Origin of the sequence: Treponema sp. OMZ 906 (assembly GCF_024181185.1) — a bacterium.
Lineage (GTDB): Bacteria > Spirochaetota > Spirochaetia > Treponematales > Treponemataceae > Treponema.
Genome location: NZ_CP051196.1, coordinates 708,003 through 727,503, shown reverse-complemented (window position 1 = coordinate 727,503; position 19,501 = coordinate 708,003). Strand labels below are relative to the sequence as shown.

Annotated in this window: 23 protein-coding genes; 17 read left to right on the top strand and 6 right to left on the bottom strand. The window is 35.3% G+C overall.

Going from position 1 to position 19,501, the window contains the following annotated elements; genetic code table 11:
- Nucleotides 1-66 precede the first annotated feature (66 nt).
- The 6 genes from secG to E4N69_RS03220 form a co-directional block, all read right to left on the bottom strand.
- Complete coding sequence (gene secG / locus E4N69_RS03245) at nucleotides 67-465, bottom strand: preprotein translocase subunit SecG (RefSeq protein ID WP_162662626.1); 399 nt, start codon at nucleotides 463-465, stop codon at nucleotides 67-69.
- Between the two features lie 81 nt (nucleotides 466-546).
- Nucleotides 547-1,821 (bottom strand): serine--tRNA ligase, encoded by a 1,275-nt coding sequence (serS, locus tag E4N69_RS03240; protein WP_162662625.1) that lies wholly within the window; start codon nucleotides 1,819-1,821, stop codon nucleotides 547-549.
- 196 nt (nucleotides 1,822-2,017) lie between these two features.
- Nucleotides 2,018-2,575, bottom strand: a complete 558-nt coding sequence (locus tag E4N69_RS03235) for a GNAT family N-acetyltransferase (RefSeq protein ID WP_253824500.1) — start codon at nucleotides 2,573-2,575, stop codon at nucleotides 2,018-2,020.
- Between the two features lie 293 nt (nucleotides 2,576-2,868).
- Nucleotides 2,869-3,186 carry a HigA family addiction module antitoxin gene (locus E4N69_RS03230; RefSeq protein ID WP_253824499.1) on the bottom strand — a complete coding sequence of 106 codons (318 nt, stop codon included), beginning with the start codon at nucleotides 3,184-3,186 and terminating at the stop codon, nucleotides 2,869-2,871.
- Between the two features lie 272 nt (nucleotides 3,187-3,458).
- Nucleotides 3,459-4,619 carry a leucine-rich repeat domain-containing protein gene (locus tag E4N69_RS03225; RefSeq protein ID WP_253824498.1) on the bottom strand — a complete coding sequence of 387 codons (1,161 nt, stop codon included), beginning with the start codon at nucleotides 4,617-4,619 and terminating at the stop codon, nucleotides 3,459-3,461.
- A 523-nt stretch (nucleotides 4,620-5,142) separates the two neighbouring features.
- Nucleotides 5,143-6,492, bottom strand: coding sequence for an acetate kinase (locus tag E4N69_RS03220; RefSeq protein ID WP_162662617.1), 1,350 nt, complete (start codon nucleotides 6,490-6,492; stop codon nucleotides 5,143-5,145).
- Between the two features lie 596 nt (nucleotides 6,493-7,088).
- Here E4N69_RS03220 and E4N69_RS03215 point away from each other — a divergent pair.
- From E4N69_RS03215 to E4N69_RS03135, 17 genes are all read left to right on the top strand, one after another.
- Entirely contained in the window at nucleotides 7,089-7,298 is a 210-nt protein-coding gene (locus E4N69_RS03215; RefSeq protein WP_253824497.1) for a DNA adenine methylase, read from the top strand.
- Nucleotides 7,295-8,830 carry a serine/threonine protein kinase gene (locus tag E4N69_RS03210; RefSeq protein ID WP_253824496.1) on the top strand — a complete coding sequence of 512 codons (1,536 nt, stop codon included), beginning with the start codon at nucleotides 7,295-7,297 and terminating at the stop codon, nucleotides 8,828-8,830. The genes E4N69_RS03215 and E4N69_RS03210 overlap by 4 nt, the downstream gene beginning before the upstream one ends.
- Before the next feature lie 590 nt (nucleotides 8,831-9,420).
- On the top strand, nucleotides 9,421-9,771 hold the full coding sequence (locus tag E4N69_RS03205) for a hypothetical protein (RefSeq protein ID WP_253824495.1): 351 nt from the start codon (nucleotides 9,421-9,423) through the stop codon (nucleotides 9,769-9,771).
- Nucleotides 9,772-9,782: 11 nt separating this feature from the next.
- The gene (locus E4N69_RS03200) at nucleotides 9,783-11,105 is read left to right on the top strand and encodes an MATE family Na+-driven efflux transporter (RefSeq protein ID WP_253824494.1); all 1,323 of its coding nucleotides are present in this window, start codon (nucleotides 9,783-9,785) and stop codon (nucleotides 11,103-11,105) included.
- Nucleotides 11,105-11,773, top strand: coding sequence for a hypothetical protein (locus tag E4N69_RS03195; protein ID WP_253824493.1), 669 nt, complete (start codon nucleotides 11,105-11,107; stop codon nucleotides 11,771-11,773). Before E4N69_RS03200 ends, E4N69_RS03195 begins: the two co-directional genes overlap by 1 nt.
- Nucleotides 11,774-11,870: 97 nt before the next feature.
- Nucleotides 11,871-12,668, top strand: a complete 798-nt coding sequence (locus E4N69_RS03190; protein ID WP_253824465.1) for a TM2 domain-containing protein — start codon at nucleotides 11,871-11,873, stop codon at nucleotides 12,666-12,668.
- 106 nt (nucleotides 12,669-12,774) lie between these two features.
- Nucleotides 12,775-14,064 carry a hypothetical protein gene (locus tag E4N69_RS03185; protein ID WP_253824492.1) on the top strand — a complete coding sequence of 430 codons (1,290 nt, stop codon included), beginning with the start codon at nucleotides 12,775-12,777 and terminating at the stop codon, nucleotides 14,062-14,064.
- A gap of 104 nt (nucleotides 14,065-14,168) precedes the next feature.
- Complete coding sequence (locus tag E4N69_RS03180; protein WP_253824491.1) at nucleotides 14,169-14,801, top strand: GyrI-like domain-containing protein; 633 nt, start codon at nucleotides 14,169-14,171, stop codon at nucleotides 14,799-14,801.
- Between the two features lie 51 nt (nucleotides 14,802-14,852).
- Entirely contained in the window at nucleotides 14,853-15,050 is a 198-nt protein-coding gene (locus E4N69_RS03175) for a hypothetical protein (RefSeq protein ID WP_016518909.1), read from the top strand.
- Nucleotides 15,037-15,204, top strand: coding sequence for a type II toxin-antitoxin system PemK/MazF family toxin (locus E4N69_RS03170; protein ID WP_253715144.1), 168 nt, complete (start codon nucleotides 15,037-15,039; stop codon nucleotides 15,202-15,204). Before E4N69_RS03175 ends, E4N69_RS03170 begins: the two co-directional genes overlap by 14 nt.
- Nucleotides 15,205-15,218: 14 nt before the next feature.
- On the top strand, nucleotides 15,219-15,584 hold the full coding sequence (locus E4N69_RS03165; protein WP_253824490.1) for a hypothetical protein: 366 nt from the start codon (nucleotides 15,219-15,221) through the stop codon (nucleotides 15,582-15,584).
- Between the two features lie 89 nt (nucleotides 15,585-15,673).
- Nucleotides 15,674-15,925: a type II toxin-antitoxin system Phd/YefM family antitoxin gene (locus E4N69_RS03160; protein ID WP_162662611.1), complete on the top strand. Its 252-nt coding sequence runs from the start codon at nucleotides 15,674-15,676 to the stop codon at nucleotides 15,923-15,925.
- On the top strand, nucleotides 15,926-16,222 hold the full coding sequence (locus tag E4N69_RS03155; protein WP_162662609.1) for a Txe/YoeB family addiction module toxin: 297 nt from the start codon (nucleotides 15,926-15,928) through the stop codon (nucleotides 16,220-16,222).
- A gap of 109 nt (nucleotides 16,223-16,331) precedes the next feature.
- Entirely contained in the window at nucleotides 16,332-17,276 is a 945-nt protein-coding gene (locus tag E4N69_RS03150) for a VTT domain-containing protein (protein ID WP_253824489.1), read from the top strand.
- A 230-nt stretch (nucleotides 17,277-17,506) separates the two neighbouring features.
- Nucleotides 17,507-18,112: a hypothetical protein gene (locus E4N69_RS03145; RefSeq protein WP_253824488.1), complete on the top strand. Its 606-nt coding sequence runs from the start codon at nucleotides 17,507-17,509 to the stop codon at nucleotides 18,110-18,112.
- Between the two features lie 86 nt (nucleotides 18,113-18,198).
- Nucleotides 18,199-18,762, top strand: coding sequence for a hypothetical protein (locus tag E4N69_RS03140; RefSeq protein ID WP_253824487.1), 564 nt, complete (start codon nucleotides 18,199-18,201; stop codon nucleotides 18,760-18,762).
- Between the two features lie 99 nt (nucleotides 18,763-18,861).
- Nucleotides 18,862-19,482 carry a hypothetical protein gene (locus tag E4N69_RS03135; protein ID WP_253824486.1) on the top strand — a complete coding sequence of 207 codons (621 nt, stop codon included), beginning with the start codon at nucleotides 18,862-18,864 and terminating at the stop codon, nucleotides 19,480-19,482.
- Nucleotides 19,483-19,501 lie beyond the last annotated feature (19 nt).

Here is a 19,501-nt window from a genome sequence, read left to right as displayed (position 1 = left end):
TCGCCGCAACTTATTTCGATTCATATTCCAAAAAACAAAAACAGTTATTAAATACAACAGTTCTTTTTAATGAGACGTATTATTAGCTGCCGCCTCTTCGGAAGATCGAGGATCGGTTTCGGTATTTTCCGTAGTATCGGTTTTGCCGGAATCGGAATCTTTCTCTTTCCACCATTCCGTTGCTGTTTCCGCCTGCTGTATTTGAGCGTCTTGCTGCAAGCCGGAATCGCCGGGACTTTTGTTCAGCCATGCAAGGAAAAAGGTAACGACAAAGAAAAGTGTTATCAGGGTATACGTTGCCCTTGTCAGAATGTTGCCGGAACGTGAGCCGAATGCGGAATTCGATCCACCCGAAAAAAGACCGCCTAAGCTGTCTCCTTCTTCATTCTGTAATAATACCAACCCCACAATTAAAAAAGCAACTATAATGAAAAATACCAATAATGCAATGCTCACTCCGCTCATAGACAGATACTCCAGAAATTTAGTAAATTATCACGCATTATATAAAAATAGAGAGGTTTATGCAAGACTTTGCAAACGCTCCTATCTCTTTTTGATGACGTCAAATCCGCAATAGGGCACCAGTACTTCGGGAATTTTGATACTGCCATCCTTCTGCTGATAATTTTCTATGATGGCGACAAGCGCACGGGACACGGCAATCGCCGTACCGTTCAGCATATGCACATATTTATTTTTCCCGTCATCGTCTTTAAACCGTACATTGAGGCGGCGCGCCTGATAGTCGGTACAGTTTGAGGTAGAGGTAACTTCTCCCCATTCCCCGCCGTTGCGCCCGGGCATCCATGCTTCCAAATCCCATTTACGATAGGCGGGAGCGCCGAGGTCTCCGGTACAGGTGTCGACAACGCGGAACGCAATGCCTAAACCGGTAAAGATTTCTTCTTCGATAAGACGGAGTTTTTCGTGAATGGCATCCGATTCTTCGGGGGTGCAGTATACGAACATCTCCAGCTTGGTAAATTGGTGTACGCGGTATAATCCCTTGGAGAACTGCCCCGCAGCTCCAGCCTCGCGCCGAAAACAGTGCGAAAGTCCGCAATACATCAACGGGAGCTTTGCTTTTTCGAGTATTTCGTCCGCATGATAGCCACCAAGCGTAATTTCCGCCGTGGCGACAAGGCAGGTACCTTCGTCTTCTATAGTATAGACATTCGATTCGCTTCCGCGCGGATTAAAACCGATACCGCGGAGAATTTCTTCTTTTGCGACATCCGGGGTAATAAACGGGGTAAATCCGTGCTTGCGCAAAATATTCAGGCCGTACAGTACCAGTGCCTGTTCCAAAAACACGGCTTCATTTTTGAGGTAGTAAAACTTTACACCGGAGACCTTTGTCGCAGCATCAAAGTCGATTAAGTCGAGCGCTTCCGCCAGTTGTACGTGATCCTTAGGCTCAAAATCGAACTGAGGAACGGTACCAACTCGCTTTACTTCGCAGTTCTCCGTATCTTCTTTGCCGATCGGAGCATCAGGGTGCGCCATATTCGGAATCTGCATCATGGCCGCATCAAGCGCCGCTTCCTTTTCTTTTAATGCTGCTTCGGCAGCTGCAATTTCAGCCTTGATCGCCTTACCCGTTTCGATAAGCGCATTTCGCTCTGCGGCGTCCTTTGCCTTTTTCATTGCAAGGGAGTTTTCATTTCGTTTTGCCTGAAGCCCTTGCAACGCAGTTACCATCTCAGTTCGTTCGTCAAAGAGGCGGACGGCAGCTTCCGCATCGGCATGCATCGCACGGTTAATAATATTTTGTTTAACCGCTTCCAAATTATTTTTGATAAATCGATAGTCAAGCATGGTATTCCTTAAAATTCAACAGTTGAATAAAATGTGTATTTTGGAAACTGTTGAATTAGTGCGCGAAAAGCGCACATGTTTAATAAGCGATGTTTCGGCTCTGCCGAAACTCGACGGATAACGAGGCAGCCTTATTGTGGCCGCTGAAGTTACTCCGGTATTTTATGAAGTTCCGACACTTTATGCAAGCGTTTCCTTATTTTTCAACTTTATACTGCGGATTTGCTTCGTAAAAATCTGCAGGTAGAATATCCATCAGGATGATATTGTGATATTCCATATTTCGGGTTAAACCGTCGCGGATTTCTCCGATTTTTTTAAAGCCGACTTTTTCGTAGCAGGCAACGGCACGCCGATTAAAGTCATACACTCGTAATAGAATATTATGCAAGTTGAGCTTTTTAAAAGCGTAATCCAGCAGCAGCGACAGCGCTTCTTGCCCGTATCCCTTACCCCAATAGCTCTTATTGCCGATGAAGATACCGATTTCCGCCGTCCGGTGAAGGTGATTGATGTCGATAAAGCCGACATTGCCAATCAGTTCATTAGTCTTTTTGTCGATGATACCGTAATTGTGATCTTGAGCGAGCTTTTTTAGAAGCTCTCTTTCTCCATCGACAGGAATAATCGACGAAATTAATTGCAGATTTTCGGTCACTTCCATATCGTTGAGCCAAACGGCATACTGTTCGGCATCTTCAATATTGAGCGGCGCAAGATAGCATTGGGTGCCTATCAATTTTTTTATGTACATACGAGTCTCCTTTTCTCCGTTTGAAAATATACGGCGCATCTACTTCGTTGCTGCGCACAAATTAATCCTCAACGTATCATAGATACGCCTGCGGTTAATTTGTGCTCGCGCCTCGTATCTGCATCGTCTATTTTCAAACGGCTTACGAAAAATTTATTTTCAAAAGCACTTATTTATCCGTGCCGCTACTGAAAATCCTCAACGTATCATAGTCATATTCGGCTGCTAACATTCGCTTAATCTGCAAATGGGCATAATCCCGTTTGTCAGCGTTGAAGCGGATGTTAGACAATTTATGCATATGCGTGCATTTTTATTGTTTCAAATTCTCGGGAGTGATTATTGTTTTCTTCTTCTAAATCATACAAATTCTGAAGATTGAGCCAGAATTCTGCTGTCGTTCCAAAGAATTTTGAAAATCTGATAGCGGTATCCGCAGTAATTGAACGCTTTCCGTGAATTATTTCCGAAATTCTTGTTTCAGGAACATTGATTTCTTTTGCCAGACGATATGCAGAAATGTTCATTGCATCTAAAAAGTCTTCTTTAAGAATTTCTCCAGGGTGAACATTGGGTAATTTTTCATCAGTGATAATCTGTGATTCTAACATTCTCTGCACCTCCATTTTCAAACTTAAAGACAATTCTCCATACTAATGTTAAACAGAAGTAATTGTCAAGAAGAAAACAATATTAAAATACAAAAGTACCGTTTGCTTTTTCTTAAATAGATGATTAAGCTCGTTGTCTAAAGAAGATAGGATGGGGCGAAGGGGATGGAAATAATTTTGCAATTTGTAATGGGTAATAATTGGCTTCTGTCGCCAACATCGATTACCCATTACCAATTATCAATTAAAGGAATTATCCATTATGCATTGAATTAAGGATTAAGCTGCGTCAGCCCTTCAAACTTTGCTTTTTTTTCGGCTTCATCGGCACCGGGAACAGCCATCCTATCAAGCGCTTCAGCTGTAGTGTAGGCATCATAATACGCTTTCGGTACTTTTATGCTCTTTTCGCGGAGGGCTTCGCAGTTCTTGAATGTAATGCCAAACCTATCGGCAACATAATTGCATTTAAGCGTAACGGAGGTAAGGCTTGTGCAGTTGAAAAAGCAGCTTGACATCTCCGTAACGCTTGCCGGTATTGCCGGAACCTCTTTAAGACTTGTGCAGTCCCGAAAGCAGCCTTTCATGTTCTCAACGCCTTCCGATATTGCCGGTACCTGCGTAAGACTTGTGCATTTTTTAAAGCATTGGCTCATATCTTTAACACTTGCCGATATTGATGCCGGAGCCTCTGTAAGACTTGCGCAGTTTTCAAAGCATTGACTCATATTCGTAACGCTTGCCGGTATTGATGCCGGAGCCTTTTTAAGACTTGTACATTTTCGAAAGCAGAAGCTCATATCATTAACGCCTTCCGGTATTGCCGGCGCCTGCGTAAGGCTTGTGCATGAGGAAAAGCAACTTTTCATATTCTCAACGCCTTCCGGTATTACCGGCGCTTGCGTAAGGCTTGTACAGTCCCGAAAGCAGCCGCTCATCTTCGTAACGCCTTTCGGTATTACCGGCGCCTGCGTAAGGCTTTTGCATGAGTCAAAGCAGTCGGTCATATCCTGAACGCCTTTCGGTATTGCCTCTACTCCTACAAGGCTTGTGCAGTTGTAAAAGCAGAGGGGCATATCCATAAGAGCTGATACGCTTCCGCCTAATTTGAGTGCAACTTTTTTAGTCGGGTGGGCTTGCAGGATTGCTCCGAGCGGACTCGGTTTAGGGTCATGTTCGGAATCATCCCCTTTTAAGTGCTTCGCCTGAAGACCGGTTACTTCGATGTAGTTTACGTCTGTAGCAGAAGCAGTATTTGCAAGGTATTCTGCAAGTTTGTCGTAGGCGACGGGTGTGTACTTAGGCTTCGGTGTGGGCGACTCCGGTGTCTTTGTTGCATTTGCATTGGGGCAGGCGGTAAATAAAACCGATGCGGCAAGCATCAGCACCGCTGCCCAGCCTAAAAACAGGTTCGTCCTTCCATTTTTATCCATAATATATCCTCCTAAAGATTTGGATGCGTTGAGCAGTACTCAGTATGCACACTGCTCGACAACGAAGCGAAAATTAAAATATAATATCAAAAATCTTCTATACAAAAAGCGATTTCAATAAAAAAGAACCTTGGTTATGTAAAAAGAACTATGGTTGCAGACAAGGGGAGTGAGGGAAAAAAAACATGGCCTGATGCGGGTATCTGTACGCAATCCTAGACGAGATATAAAGTTTATGGGCATCTCTAAAAACTCGGTTAGCTTTTTAGAGATGTCCGGCGACCTCACATCAGCTGTAAGCCTTTCGTCCGGCCGAGGATAAACGCACCAGGCGGAACTTCAACTCCCGACATGCACGGATGTATGTCAAAAACAATGGGGATGTCCCAAAAGTTGGTTACTTTCGGAACATCCCCGGCGAGTTTAAAATTAAGTCTTTATACAGCAACGATTTAATTTTAAACATCGCATCTAAAGCTTAAGGAAGCTGTCCAAAAACTGAAGTTTCTCGACAGCGCCATGTTTACCGTGCGCCCGGAATCTTTACGACGATGTTTGCAAGCTCCGGTTTCTTTTCAAGGTCTTTTTTTAAGCCTTCCGCGCGAGCCTTGTTAACATAGTCGGGCGACTGGAATGAATAGGTGAACTTGGTATGCACGTCGTATGTTCCCTTCATCAATGCATACGCATCTTCCGTCATAACGAGCTCTTCGTCGGTGGGGATAACGAATATCTTTACCGGCGAGTCATCGGCGCTGATGCAGGTTTCCGCGTTGCGGGTACGGGCAAGCGCATTCTTCTTGGGATCAATCTTGATACCGAGGTGGGTTAAGCCTTCGCAGACGGCGAGCCGGGTGTCAAAGCCGAATTCTCCTACACCGGCAGTGAAGACGATTGCATCCGGTTTTTGACCAAGCGCAGCAATATAGGCGCCAAAATATTTTTGCAAGCGATATACTTCCATATTAAAGGCAAGCCGTGCCCGTTTATCGCCTTCCCCCATAGCTTCTGAAACATCGCGGCGATCAACATATTGTCCGGTAACACCGAGTAAGCCTGATTTCTTGTTCAAGGCAGTATCCATTTCCGCCGGTGTCATGCCGGTTTTTCGCATAATATAGAAGGGAAGCGCCGGGTCGCAATCGCCGGAGCGGGTTCCCATGACTAAGCCTTCCAAGGGTGTCAGTCCCATCGAGGTATCGAAACTCTTGCCCTGCTTAACGCAGCACATCGAAGCGCCGTTCCCAATATGGGCGATGACGATATTGGTATCCTCAGGCTTTTTTCCAAGAATGACGGACGCCCGCTTTGCTGTGTATAAAAAGCTGGTACCGTGGAATCCGTAGCGGCGGGCATAGTATTTTTCATACCATTCGTGCGGAATAGCATACATAAAGCTGGTCTCGGGCATCGTCTGATGCCATGCCGTGTCGATAATCGCGCAGTGCGGGACATTCGGTAAAATCTTCTGAGCAGCCTCGATACCCATGATATTGGCAGGATTGTGGAGCGGACCTAAATCCTGTACTTCGCGGAACGTATTGAGAATTTCAGGGGTTACGATAACCGATTTGATAAACTTATCTCCGCCATGGGTTACACGGTGCCCGACAGCCTTAATCACATTCATATCGGTGATAACACCTACGGACGAATGCGTCAACGTTTTAATGATGAGCTGAACCGCATCCGTGTGGGTTGGACAAGGACTTTCCAGCACATACTTGTCTTTTCCTCTTGCCTCGTGGGTAATCACGCTGCCGGGTTGGGTTACCCGCTCTACAACACCCGATGCGAGGACACTTTTATTGTCCCAATCATACACCTGATACTTTACCGAAGAACTGCCGCAGTTCAATGTCAAAATAATCATAAAAACTCCTATCATGAAATAATAAATGTAGAATACCGATAGATATTCTCTCTTTAAGAGAGTCGCTATCATCTATGATGATTTCAGTATATAGCGAAATCGGGGGAATGTCAAAAAGGAAGATATATTCTAAGAAAGTATTGGGAACTGCTAAAAACTTCAGGTTTTAGAAGTTTTCTTTAGATGTGACTTGCGATGGATATGATAAATATCTGGTCTGAGTATTTAACCTCTATGCCGAACATAATCTTATGGTGAGGTGGAGTGTAATTTCATCTTCTCGCCATCAAACATCATAGCAAGATTATCAATTTGTACTTTTGGTACCGAGCGTATTATTAATTATGTATCCTATAGATTGAATGCGATTTGTCTTTATCCTATTTAGCGAAGATAGGTCTAATCTGGCTGTTGATGATGTGTTCCGGTGGATACTATGGAAGAAAGATTTAATTTCTTATCTTGTAACAGTTTAGATTGCGAACGAGTAGTTTTTATGATATTATGAGGAAGGGCTGAAACAATGTTATGTGGACACCCATTGAGCTGTTGTTTAAGTAGTAGAAAATTTTGTTAAATTTAGTATATTTGTAGGTATGAATCAGATTATAGCTTCACCTATGAATTATATAGGTGGTAAATATAAATTATTACCTCAACTTTTGTCGCTCTTTCCAGACAATATAGGTACTTTTGTCGATTTATTCTGCGGTGACTATAATGTAGGTATAAATGTACCTGCAAAAAAACAGTTTTCAATGATCATCTTTTCATATCTAATAGAATTATCTGGAGGGGAAAAATGAATATTCCAAACATAGAAGCAAATGGTCATATTTATAAGAATTTCTCTTTTTTCACGAAAGGGGGAATGGGAGAAATCTATAAGGGTATTGAGTCAGATACAAATAATCCGATAATTCTAAAACTTATTTTTATTGAAGATGAATCATACGAAGAATTGCTTCAAAGGGAAGTAGATGTCAGTATTTCATTCAAAGATAATAATGTTGTCAATTCAAAATCTGCTGGTAAAATTAAGTTAGATGGCAATTCATATTTCTATATTGTTCAAGATTTTTATGAAAAAGGAAGCCTTCGAAAACATCTTTCAAACGGCACAGCAATTGAAACTTGTCTTGCTGAGATTTTTGATATTTTACATGGGATGAAAGAAATACACTCCAAGGTTGTTCATCGCGATTTAAAACCTGAAAACATACTAATAGATGAAGACGGTCATCTTAGAATTTCAGATTTTGGTTTAGCAAAATATATTGATGAAAAAACTCGTACAAAATCTTTCAAAGGTGCAGGAACAATTCCATATATGGCTCCTGAATGTTGGACAGGAGATACAAATTCTATTGCAATGGATATATACGCACTTGGAATAATTTTTTATGAGATTATTGCAGGTAAATTACCATTTAATTGCTCAAGTGAATTAGAATGGAGAGAAGCTCACTTATTTAGTCAAATCCCCGATATAACATCTGTGCGTAGCGATTGTTCTATAAAAATCAATCAGATTATACAAAAAATGACTCAGAAAAGGAGCGCTGATCGTTATAAAACAATCGACGAGATTATATCAGCATTTCAAGAAGCTAAAAAACTGCAAAAAGAAAGTTCTGACGTAGCCGATAGATTAGCTATGCTGGGAAATCTTTCGCTTCAAAAAGCGAATAAAGAAAAACTCGAAAGACAAAAGCAACTAGAAAAAGAAAAGAATTTCAAGAAACTTATTGATTATCATGTAGAGGAATTATACTTAAAGATAAGAAGAATTGTCGATAACATTAATTTAAGATTTGCAGACTCAAAAATCCAAATAAAAGAATCTAATCTTTATAGCCATTCAACCCCGAAAAGTTTACAAGTTAGCTTTTTGAACAAAAAACTTAATGTTTCATTTTGCAGCTACAAAGCGATAACTGAAAATGAAGAATATATAAAGCAGAGAGCCATTGAAAGACAAAAAAGAAGTAATCCATACGGAATAATTTTTTATTCTTATGATGCCACTACATTTTTTAAGAAGAACGATATTGTTCTTGTTGGAATTATTGAAACAGATTATAAATCCAAGGACGGTTTAGGAAATTTGGTTGAGATTGGCTTCAATTTAGCTCTTGTAAAGAAGCCTAATGACTTATATGGTAAATGGTATAAAATAAGATTCCTTGCTAATCATCAAGAACCAAGCTGTGCTGTAAATTTAACTTCCTTACTGCAGGAATATGAGAGAAACAGTATGAATTCTTTCTATACAACAGATTATTCTGTACTAAACGATAAAAATTTAGAATATATGCTAGAAAAAATTTTGATATAGAAATAATCGTCTAACAAGAAGTTCAAAGCTGACAAACGGGACTATTGCCCGTTTGCAGGTTAAGCCGTTATGCTCATATGCCTAAAGGGATGGTTGAAAAGTATAAAAATGATAAAAGAATCTTCAATAAAATTAGATAATTCTCAAATAAACTATGTCGTTTTCGGCAAAGGAAAAGAACCTTTAGTTTTGATTCCCTGCTTATCATTACGAGAAGTAAGGGAAAACGGAATTTTTATTGCATATTACTGAAGGAAACTTATCTGAGGAAATTGCTGAAAAACTGAACTGCCAAATTTATATGTATGAAGATTATGGGCATTCAGCATATGAAGGAACAAAAGATTTTAATAAAAGAGTATTGGATTTTTTGTTAATTGTTGAAATAAAATATAATTGATAAGAGCAGCATAACACCCGCTTCAACGCTGACATTGCCTTTGTTATGGAAATTGCTTATGTCACTTTGCCGCTAAAGCGGCTGTGCTTCTTTTATGCAATTTCCATGCCAAGCCCTATACCAGGCATGGCAATGCAAGTTAAGCGGATGTTATGTGGACTGCCCTTCGGGCAGCAGTTTAGGAGGACAAATGTTTGATAGTGATATTTGCAAGAAAAAAGATGGTTCACCCTTAAAGACTTATGAATCTGAATATGAAGCGCAAGAAGCTATTGAATATGTGAAAAGACAACATGGAAATGAACAAGTAAGTTATAAATGCTCACGATGTGGTTACTGGCACCTTTCACCAAAAGAGCGTCAGACGCCAAATCATATAAGTTATTGCCTTGATTCTAACGGTAAAACAAAGCAAGCCTATCCAACTTATGAAGCGGCTAAAAGGAGAGCGGAAATAATTTTTGATGAAAAAGGAATAGAACTTTTTGTTTATCATTGTGATCAATGTAATGAATATCATTTAACACATAACCAGTATTAGGAGATTTTGAAATGAACAAAATTGGAAGATCATTAAAGAATTTGAATTGGAAATTATTTATCTCTTTACTTGTGATGGGGTTGTGTCCATCAATTTACATAACTTTACGCGTCTTTTTTTTAGGGAAACTGCCAGGCGATTGGGTGTTTTCAATAGCGGGTCAACTTTCGTGGGTAAACTTGCTTTATGAAATTTTAGATGAAGCAATTATTCTCCCTTTGTACTTCTTTATGGGAAAAGCGATCAATAATAAAAATGATTATACAAACCGTATCAAGACCGGACTAATCATTTCATTTTCCGTTTATGCAGTTTGTTCTGTTTTTATAATAGGTTTTACTAATCCGCTTTTATCCATAATGGCTACAAGCAAGGATATAATTTCAGAGTCAGTTATTTATATCAGAATAGAAAGCATAGCAAATATTTTTATACTTTTAAGTAATTTTATACTTATCTGTTTGATAACACTTGGAAAATCACGATATGTTTATATCCTTACCGCCGCAAAATTAATATTAAGCATAGTTTTTGACACATTTTTGGTTTCTACATTGAACATATCTGCAAATCTTGGAGTAAATGGAATCGGCTATAGTAATATAATCGTAAACATAATTTTGTTCGCAGTATCTGTGGTTCTGCTTTCAAAAGAAGGATATAAGATTTTCAATAAAGAGAAACTTTCATTTACATGGGCAAAAGAATTTGTAAAAATTGGCGGTATTTCAGGTTTGGAATCCTTTGTAAGAAATATTGCTTATATGCTTATGATAAGCCGTATGGTTAATATGGTAAATGAACAGGGTACTTATTGGGTTGCAAATAGTTTTATCTGGGGATGGTTGCTATTGCCGATTAATCAACTTGGAGAATTGATAAAGCAGGAAGTTAGTACAGATGAAAAGGCTATAAAAAATAATACGCTCGGATATTTTGCAGTTACAGCGATAGTCTGTCTTGTTTGGTTTATAACAATCCCCGGTTGGAAAGGATTTATGGCAAATGTGCTGCAATTTTCTGATGTTGATAAATTATATAACCTTGTTATGGTGCTTCTTGGCTTTTATGTATTGTACGCATTGCAAAATGTATTTGATTGCGAGTTTTACGGACTTGGAAAAACAAATTATATGCTTTTTGAATCAATAGTTACCAATTCAATTTATTATGGGATAGCATTTGCTTTGTATCTTGCAGGTAAATGGACACCGACATTAATGAGTATTGCATTATTATTCGGTGTCGGAAATGCTTTTGACAGTATTGTTTCAGGCGGAGCTTTTGCATATTTATTGAAGAAAAAGAAAATCAATATTTTTGAGGTTGAGTAATGAAATTAATATCAATATATGAACACATGGAAAAAGGAGCTGCCAAAATTCCAAATAATGCTAATTGCAAAATTATATTTAGGCATTCAATTCGTGAGAGTATTGATTTAGGTGATATCAGAAAGGCGATATTGACAAATGAAGGAATTGAATTTGCAAGGAGTTTTGGACGAAATATAAAATATCGTATTGGCTTTGTAGGTTCAAGTTCATGTGAAAGGAATATTCAAACATGTGAAGAAATATTAAATGGATGCGGCTATACACGACCGATAAATCAGGCTAAAAATGAATTGGAACTTCCTCAAGTAAGCAATAGAGAATTAACCGATAAAATATTTAAGAACTATCAGTTTGAAAATGCAAGAATTATATATGAATTAAATAATGGTGCGCTTCCTGGATTTAATTCATTAGGTAAAGCAAGTAATATCATGCTTGATTATATTTTTGATAACGGTAATATAGAAAATACAGTAGATTTATTCTGCACCCATGATTTTCAAATGGCAATTCTTTATGCATATTTATTTGATTTTGGAAAAATTAAAGATGATTTTATTAAAAACAAATGCCCAATGATGCTTGAAGGAATGATCATGTGGGGGGCAAGAAATCATTTTTGGTGTAGTTGGAGAAATGGAGTAAAAGAGTTTATAAACACATAACACCGTTTTCAAAGCCGACAACGCAGACAAGCTGCGTTGCGGTTTAAAACCATGTTAGGACGACACGCCTAACGGCGTGCAAAATTCAGGAGAATTAATGAATAAGTTTTCAAAAGTTACAGGATTAATTGCATTTTGGACAGAACTAAGTTTACTTATTGCAATAATTCTTTTAATTTTTTTTCAAAAAAGTATTGTAGGAAGATATTTGTCATCCTTAGATGAGTATAAAGATATATTTATTGTTCCGTGGCAAGAAATTATTAAGAACTTTATTTTTTTCTTTTTACTGGGAATTTTCTGTTTAAAAAGTAATTCAAATGAAAGGGAGTATGGAATTCTAACACTTTATTTTTATATTCTCATAACAATAATATTTGATAATCCTTTTTCGGTTTCCGCCTTATTTATCGCTGTGTCACAGAAAGGAGTAAATTACCTTACATTTTTTTCTGCATTTAATTCTGCACAGAATTCCATTTTATATATATTTATTCTGATAAGAAATATTTCTTTTATTTTATCAGCAGGTAGTATGATTGTAAAGAGCGAAAGCCGATATTTGGAAATAAAAAATAATAAAAGAATTTCACCAAAAAGCAGAACTTATTTAATACTTTATTCTGCATTTTTAGGTTTTTTAGGAATTGATAGATTCTATATAGGACGAACGGTAATAGGTATTGGAAAATTATTACTTGGATTGATTATTGTTACTGAATTTTTTTTGGTTTTTCGCTATTGGTATTCACTTCTTCTTATAGATAGAAGTGTATTTATTATATTATTAATAGGTTTTGTAAGTATATCAGTGCTCGTAAATAGCATAGATTTCATTCTTGCAGTTTTTGGAAGAATGAAGGATTCTGAAAAAAACTTAGTGAGAAATTGGTAGATTGTCCTAACACCCGCTTCAACGCTGACATTGCGGACAAGCCGCAAATGCAGGTTAAGCGAATGTTATACGCACAGCCCAGAGGGCTGGATGAGGGAATTAAATAATGAAAAATTTAAATGAAGAAAATGTTGTCAATGTATTATGTAATCTTGTCGGTAATATTATTTATGAAAATAATAATTTGATACAAGTAAAATCTGAATATACTGATAAAATAATTTCTTTTAGTAATATAGAAATTTTAAAGGTATATGAAGAATGTGCTTCAATAATCCATACGGACGAATTATCATTTGCAACAAAAAATGTTTATGAAATTGTAATTAAAGATGTAAATTCAAATTTTGGATTCCGTAATTCAAAAGAACTATTTTCGGTAGAAGATATTGAAAATAGAATTAATTATAAAATAGATTTTTCTTCTTTTGAATTTATATTGGTTCAATTAGATCGTTTAATGGATTATGAAGATTATGAAAAAATCTTATCATTACAACTTCCAAGAATGTTTTTAAAAAGACGATTTGAAGAAATAGAAGGTGATGAAATTGGAATTTATGACTTTTTAAAAAACTCTTTTTTTAGAAATCAGACAATTCAAATTAAATCAGAAAAAGAACGTAGTATTAATGAATTTAATGAATTAGTTTCTTCTTACGTTTTTCAAATTAGTTATAATTATAATACAGTTTTAGTGCCCCAAAAAAATATCCAGGACTTATTTAAGCGAAGGGGGATATTGATTAGACAACGTAACAGATTTTCAGAAATAGAAAAAGAATTTGACCCTCCTCGCAGAAAGTATATAAGTGAATTGATTAGTTATTATCAAATGGCAATGGCATCTGAAAGCCCGTATCTTGAATTTATTTCATATTATCATGTAATTGAGTATTTCTTTGATACAGTTTTTAATGATGAGTTAGTCAATAAAATTCGAGAAAAAATAACAATGCCAACTTTTTCATACAAACGAAAAAAAGATTTGCTTGATTTGGTAAAATTAGTATTAAAATTATCTAGTATTGGTAATGATGGTATGGTTCATAATGAATTAAATGCTTTAACCTTAACTTTGAAAAAATATATTGATATCACAGATTTAAGAAAAGAAATTGAAAACCAAGATAAAAATTATATTAATTATTTAAAGACGGAGAAAGTTCTTTTTTCTAATGGAAATACTGTAAATCTTGATAACAATGATTTTAATTGTGTTTGTAAAGAATTAGAAAATCGAATTTATATTACACGTAATGCTCTTATTCATAGTAAAGAATTAGAAAATTCTAAATATCAACCATTCCATGATGATAAAGTATTGTTAAAAGAAATGTTATTATTACGATTAATAGCAGAGCAATTAATTATAAGAACTTCACAAGTTTTATAATTCGTATAACACTGTTTTCAAAACCGACAACGCAGACGAGCTGCGTTGCGGTTTAAAACAATGTTATGTGGACTGCCCTTCGGGCAGCTATTATGGAGAAAAGAATGGCATTTGATTTCAAGAAAGAATACCGGGAATTTTATCTTCCCAAAAATAAACCAGAAATTGTAACAGTTCCAAAAATGAATTATATTGCAGTTAGGGGAAAAGGAAATCCCAATGAAGAAGGCGGCGCTTATCAGCGGGCAGTTGGAGTATTATATGCGGTAGCGTATACTCTAAAAATGAGTTACAAGACTGATTATAAAATTAACGAATTTTTTGAATATGTTGTTCCTCCGTTGGAAGGTTTTTGGTGGCAGGACAGGATTGACGGCGTAGACTATTCAGACAAATCAAGCTTCAATTGGATTTCAGTAATTCGTATTCCAGATTTTGTTACAAAAAAAGATTTTGATTGGGCTGTAAAGACTGCTGCTGAAAAGAAAAAAATCGATTGCTCCTCTGCGGAATTTCTATCGATTGAAGAAGGCTTGTGCGTTCAGATAATGCATAACGGTTCTTATGACGATGAACCGACAAGCGTAAAAATTATGGATGATTTCATTCGATCAAATAGATATGAAAACGATATGACGGAAAAACGTTTGCACCATGAAATTTATCTTTCAGACCCCAGAAAAAGTTCTCCGGAAAAATGGAAAACGGTCATCAGGCATCCGATAAAAAAAACATAATTTTGTGAAAAATTGTTTGAAATATGGTATAATGAAAGTTGGAGGTGCAATATGTCAGATACCGCTTACGCAGATTTTACGGAACAAGTACTTTCTCTTTCCTATGAACAGACAATTATTTTAATGGAAAAAATGCTCGAGTCTTTGAAAAAAAAACGGAATGAAGAAAACTATGCCGAAATGGAAACTGATATTGCCCGAGGTTCAATGAACACTATGTGGGAGGAATTAAAAAATGACACATGGTGAGATATGGACAATTGATTTTGGGCAGCCGGTAGGCAGTTTGCCGTCAAAAATACGTCCTGTCGTCGTAATGCAAAATGATTTGCTCGGAATAAAAGATCTGAATACAGTTGTGGTAATTCCTTGTTATGTGTACAATGCCAGTGGCGGCGTTTGATTCTCTATTGAATTATGGAAAAAAAGAATAAAATTGTTTTATCAGTAATTGTATTTTTTATTGCCTCATTGTGTATCTTTTATATATCAAATAAAAAAACTAAATTTGATAAAAATAAATGGGATAAAGTAAGTCATAGATTTGAAATGTCTGATGATTTAATTCAAATATTAGAAAAGAAAAGGCTAAATAAGGAAAAAGTTTTAGAGTTACTTGGAACTACAGCCGTTGAAATGGAATACACTCAAGATAATGAATTGTCATATTTCTTAAAGCAAGGATCTATGTTTACCCTTGGAATGCCTTTTACCTATTTATCAATTAAATTCGATGATAGTGGAAATTATATTTCATCAAAGATATATTCCTTTGAATTTTAATGAAACTTCGGTTTTTAACATTAAAGAATAGACAAAAAGTATATTGACGTACGTAATAGTGTACATTATACTAATGATAGAGGTGTTATATGCATGCGATGAACGTAACTCAAGCAAGGGCAAAGCTTTTTCAGCTTATTGCAAATGTAAATTTCAATTCAGAACCAATTACTCTTACAAATAGTAAAGGAAAAAATGCTGTATTAATTGGCGAAGATGATTGGAATGCGATTCAGGAGACTTTATATTTAAACTCGATTCCAGGAATGTATGATTCTCTTAAAAGTGGAATTGAAACTCCATTAAGCGAATGTGTTTCAGAGAAAGATGTAGAGTGGTAAATGTATAAAATTGTATATGAAAAACAAGCTATAAAGGATATACAGAATTTGAAATCAGCAAAACTGGATAGTAAAGCCAAAGAACTGATAGAAATTGTTAGAAAATATCCTTTTCAAAATCCACCACCATATGAAGCTTTGGTAGGAAATCTGTCAGGTCTTTTTTCCAGAAGATTAAATATTCAGCATAGATTTGTCTATCAAGTTTATGTTGGAAAAATGGTAGAAGATAGTATTGAATATGAGGGCACAGTAAAAATTATTAGAATGTGGTCACACTATGAGAATTTGAAATAACACATAACACCGTTTTCAAAGCCGACAAACCGGACGAGCCGGTTTGCGGTTTAAAACAATGTTATGCTCACACGCTATAGGCGTGGTTTTCAGAAAAAGGGGGAATAGGATGGTTTTTCCAGGTTTAAAAAAATTGGGCAAAGAATTTGGGTTCAAAAATAACGGAACATATTTTTATGGATTTATAAATAATACATATGTTATGTTTGCAGATGGGGCGAATCAGAAAAATGTGAATTTCATATTTCCAATTGAATTAAATGAAGATGATAAAAAGAAAATTTTATCTTGGGAAAGGAAAGGATATGCAAAAAGTATAGATTTTTTTGACGATCAGTCTTTTGATGTTCATATTGTATTTACAGAATATTTTTTACCTTTCAAAATTTCAAAAATAAAAGAAGTAATCGATGACATAACTGGGTATATTAAACAAAAATACCCACAAGAAAAATCAAAATGCAGTGGAGATAACTGTACAGCAACAGATGGACTTAATATATTTGATGTTGATGGTATTCCGGTTCCAATGTGTTCTTCTTGTGCAAAAAGATTAGAAACTAAAATTAACAATGCGTATGAAGATTTTAGGCTCCAACCAAATAATTATCTTCAAGGTTCAATAGCAGCAATAGTTTTTTCTATTCCTGGAATATTAGTAACATTCATTTTATTTTTGTTAGGTAGAATCGCAGGTGCGTCAGGTTTAATATATTTTTATCTTTCACAAAAAGGCTATGTTTGGGCAAAAGGCAAAATGAACAAGATGGGTGTACTTATAATTTCTTTAATAAGTTTGGTATATACGGCTGTTGGAGTATATTTAAGTTATATTGCTGTTATTATAAAAGAAGTATTAAAGCTTCCAGAAATAAAAGGGTATCCAATATTTGAAATTGTAAAGCTTTCTTTTGAATCAGTAAGAGAACCTGAAGTCAAAAGAGAATTACTTACAAATATATATTTATCGTTGTTTTTGTGTGGTATTTGTATTTTACTAAATATGATTCAGTTATTAAAATCAACTGGCAAGGTAAAAATAAAAAAAGCATAACAAGGTTTTCAAAGCCGATAAAACCTTTGTCATAAAAGTTGCTTTCCGCAGCTTTGCGCCGCTTCAACCTGACATTGCAGGCAGACCTCAAGTGCAGATTAAGCGAATGTTATACGCACTGTGCTGGAAGTTAAGGGGTAAAAATGTATTATTTTATTAAAGATCATAATTTGTTATCCTCAATAAATTACCTATTGATTTCGTTTGTTTTAATATGTGTTGGATTATGTGTGACAATATTGTGCAATAAAGTGAGTAAAAAAAAATTAGATGCAAGAAAAAAATCTAATATTCAAAAGACTGATGAATTCACGCACGAAAATATTGAAATTTATGAAATGCTTTTAAATAATTTATGGAAAAATAAGAAAAGAGAATATTTTAGTTATAAAGTCTCTATATATTTAATTGTAATTTACGTTATTCTTAATATAATTTCTTTTATTTTAAAGGGGGAATTATTTAGCAACAAAGCAATTTGCATCTTATATAATCTTTATTGGATGGTTTTGCTGATTCTACTAATTAATACATATAATTTCATTATCGATAAAAAAGAATGGAAATTTTTACAAACAAAAAGTTCGATAACTTTTACAGATAAATATGTTCTCGAAAATAATGAAAAAATAAAATTAGTAGTATATTCTAATGAAGATGAATCTTGGCAATTTTTATCTGGTAGACAATTGAATACTGAAGATGCTAGAGTTGTAGCATTAGAAGAAATAATTATTAAATATCCATTGTATGAAGCAATGTATATATTACCAAAAGGCTATGTTGCTTCAAAAACAAAAAATAAATGGATTATTACTAAAGAACAAAACGTCTAACACCGTTTTCAAAGCCGATATTGTACTTTCATGCAATGCGGTTTAAAATAATGTTAGGTTGACACCTACGGCGCGGAGGAGAAAAAATGAGAAAATTTTTTTTATTATTAGTATTGGTAGTTATCGGAAACTATGGTTTTTCCAATGAGTATGAACCTAAAAAAATGCTTACGGAAGTGAATGATGATGTTGCAATGTATTTGGGAGGCGTGGTTGCAAAAGGAACAGGGGTAACAGCATTGCAGACCAATATCGTACCTCAAGGAAAAGCTGATATTGTAATAACATCTGCGGCAGGAAAAAAATTTGAAATAACAGGAATGAAATGCACTTCTATGGTACAAGCCTTGGATGCGAGTAATAATGAAGTAGCTTATATGGTTACATTATTTACCGTAAAAGAATCTTCACTCAACAAACTGAATAAACAAGTTAAGAAGAATCAAGTAAAGTTCTCCACCTTGCTTAATACACTCGGCGAAAAGGATTTAGATTCAGAAATGGCAGGAACTGCAGAAGAACCGGATACGAATACTTTTGCTAAACTTAGAAATTTGCAGGTATATGATATCTTTGTGAAAACATTAGAAAGCAAAGAGATACATCTTCAAATTTATGTAGAAAATTTCCACGACGCTAAGGATTTGTAATTATTTGAAGCAAAAAATAGGCGCTCAAGTTACTATTGGAAGTTTTTATATTTGAGGTGTAAGTGACTTTATGGCTTATAACTTATAATAGGAAAATATATGAAAAAAATATTTGAAACCAATGATAAAAGAGAAAGTAACTTCTTAAAAAATCATTTAAATGATAAATATTATGAAAGTGAAATCCGAAATACTTCAGGAAAGTATGAATTATTTGTAAATGAAAATATTTACGATGAAGTCTTGGCTGAAATAAATAAAATCGAAAAGGAATTATCAGGTGATATTGTTTTAGATAAAAAAGAAAGTTTAAAAGAAAATAAGTATAAAAAAGGTTCCTTTTTATATTTCATTGAAAAATACTTCCAATTGAAATATATACATTTATTTACATTTTCTATAATTTATTCTTTGATAATAAATATACCTTTCATCATAGTCTCAATTAATAGGATAATAGTAGAAAAAAGTTTCAATACTGAATATTTAGTGATTTCACTTCTGCCGTTTTGCATAATGATATTTCTTAGCCAGTTAATACTGATTTGTACCAGATATTATCAGACATTAGAAATGGTGAATGAGATTTTTGTAATCAGAATCGGTAAAAAAAATGACTATTCGAGCTTAAACTACAAAATAATTAATTTTATTATTGTTATTATTGGTCATATAGTTATTACGGGTTTTATGATTAAACTTTATATAGAACTTATGTAGTAAATAAAAAAGCCGCCCT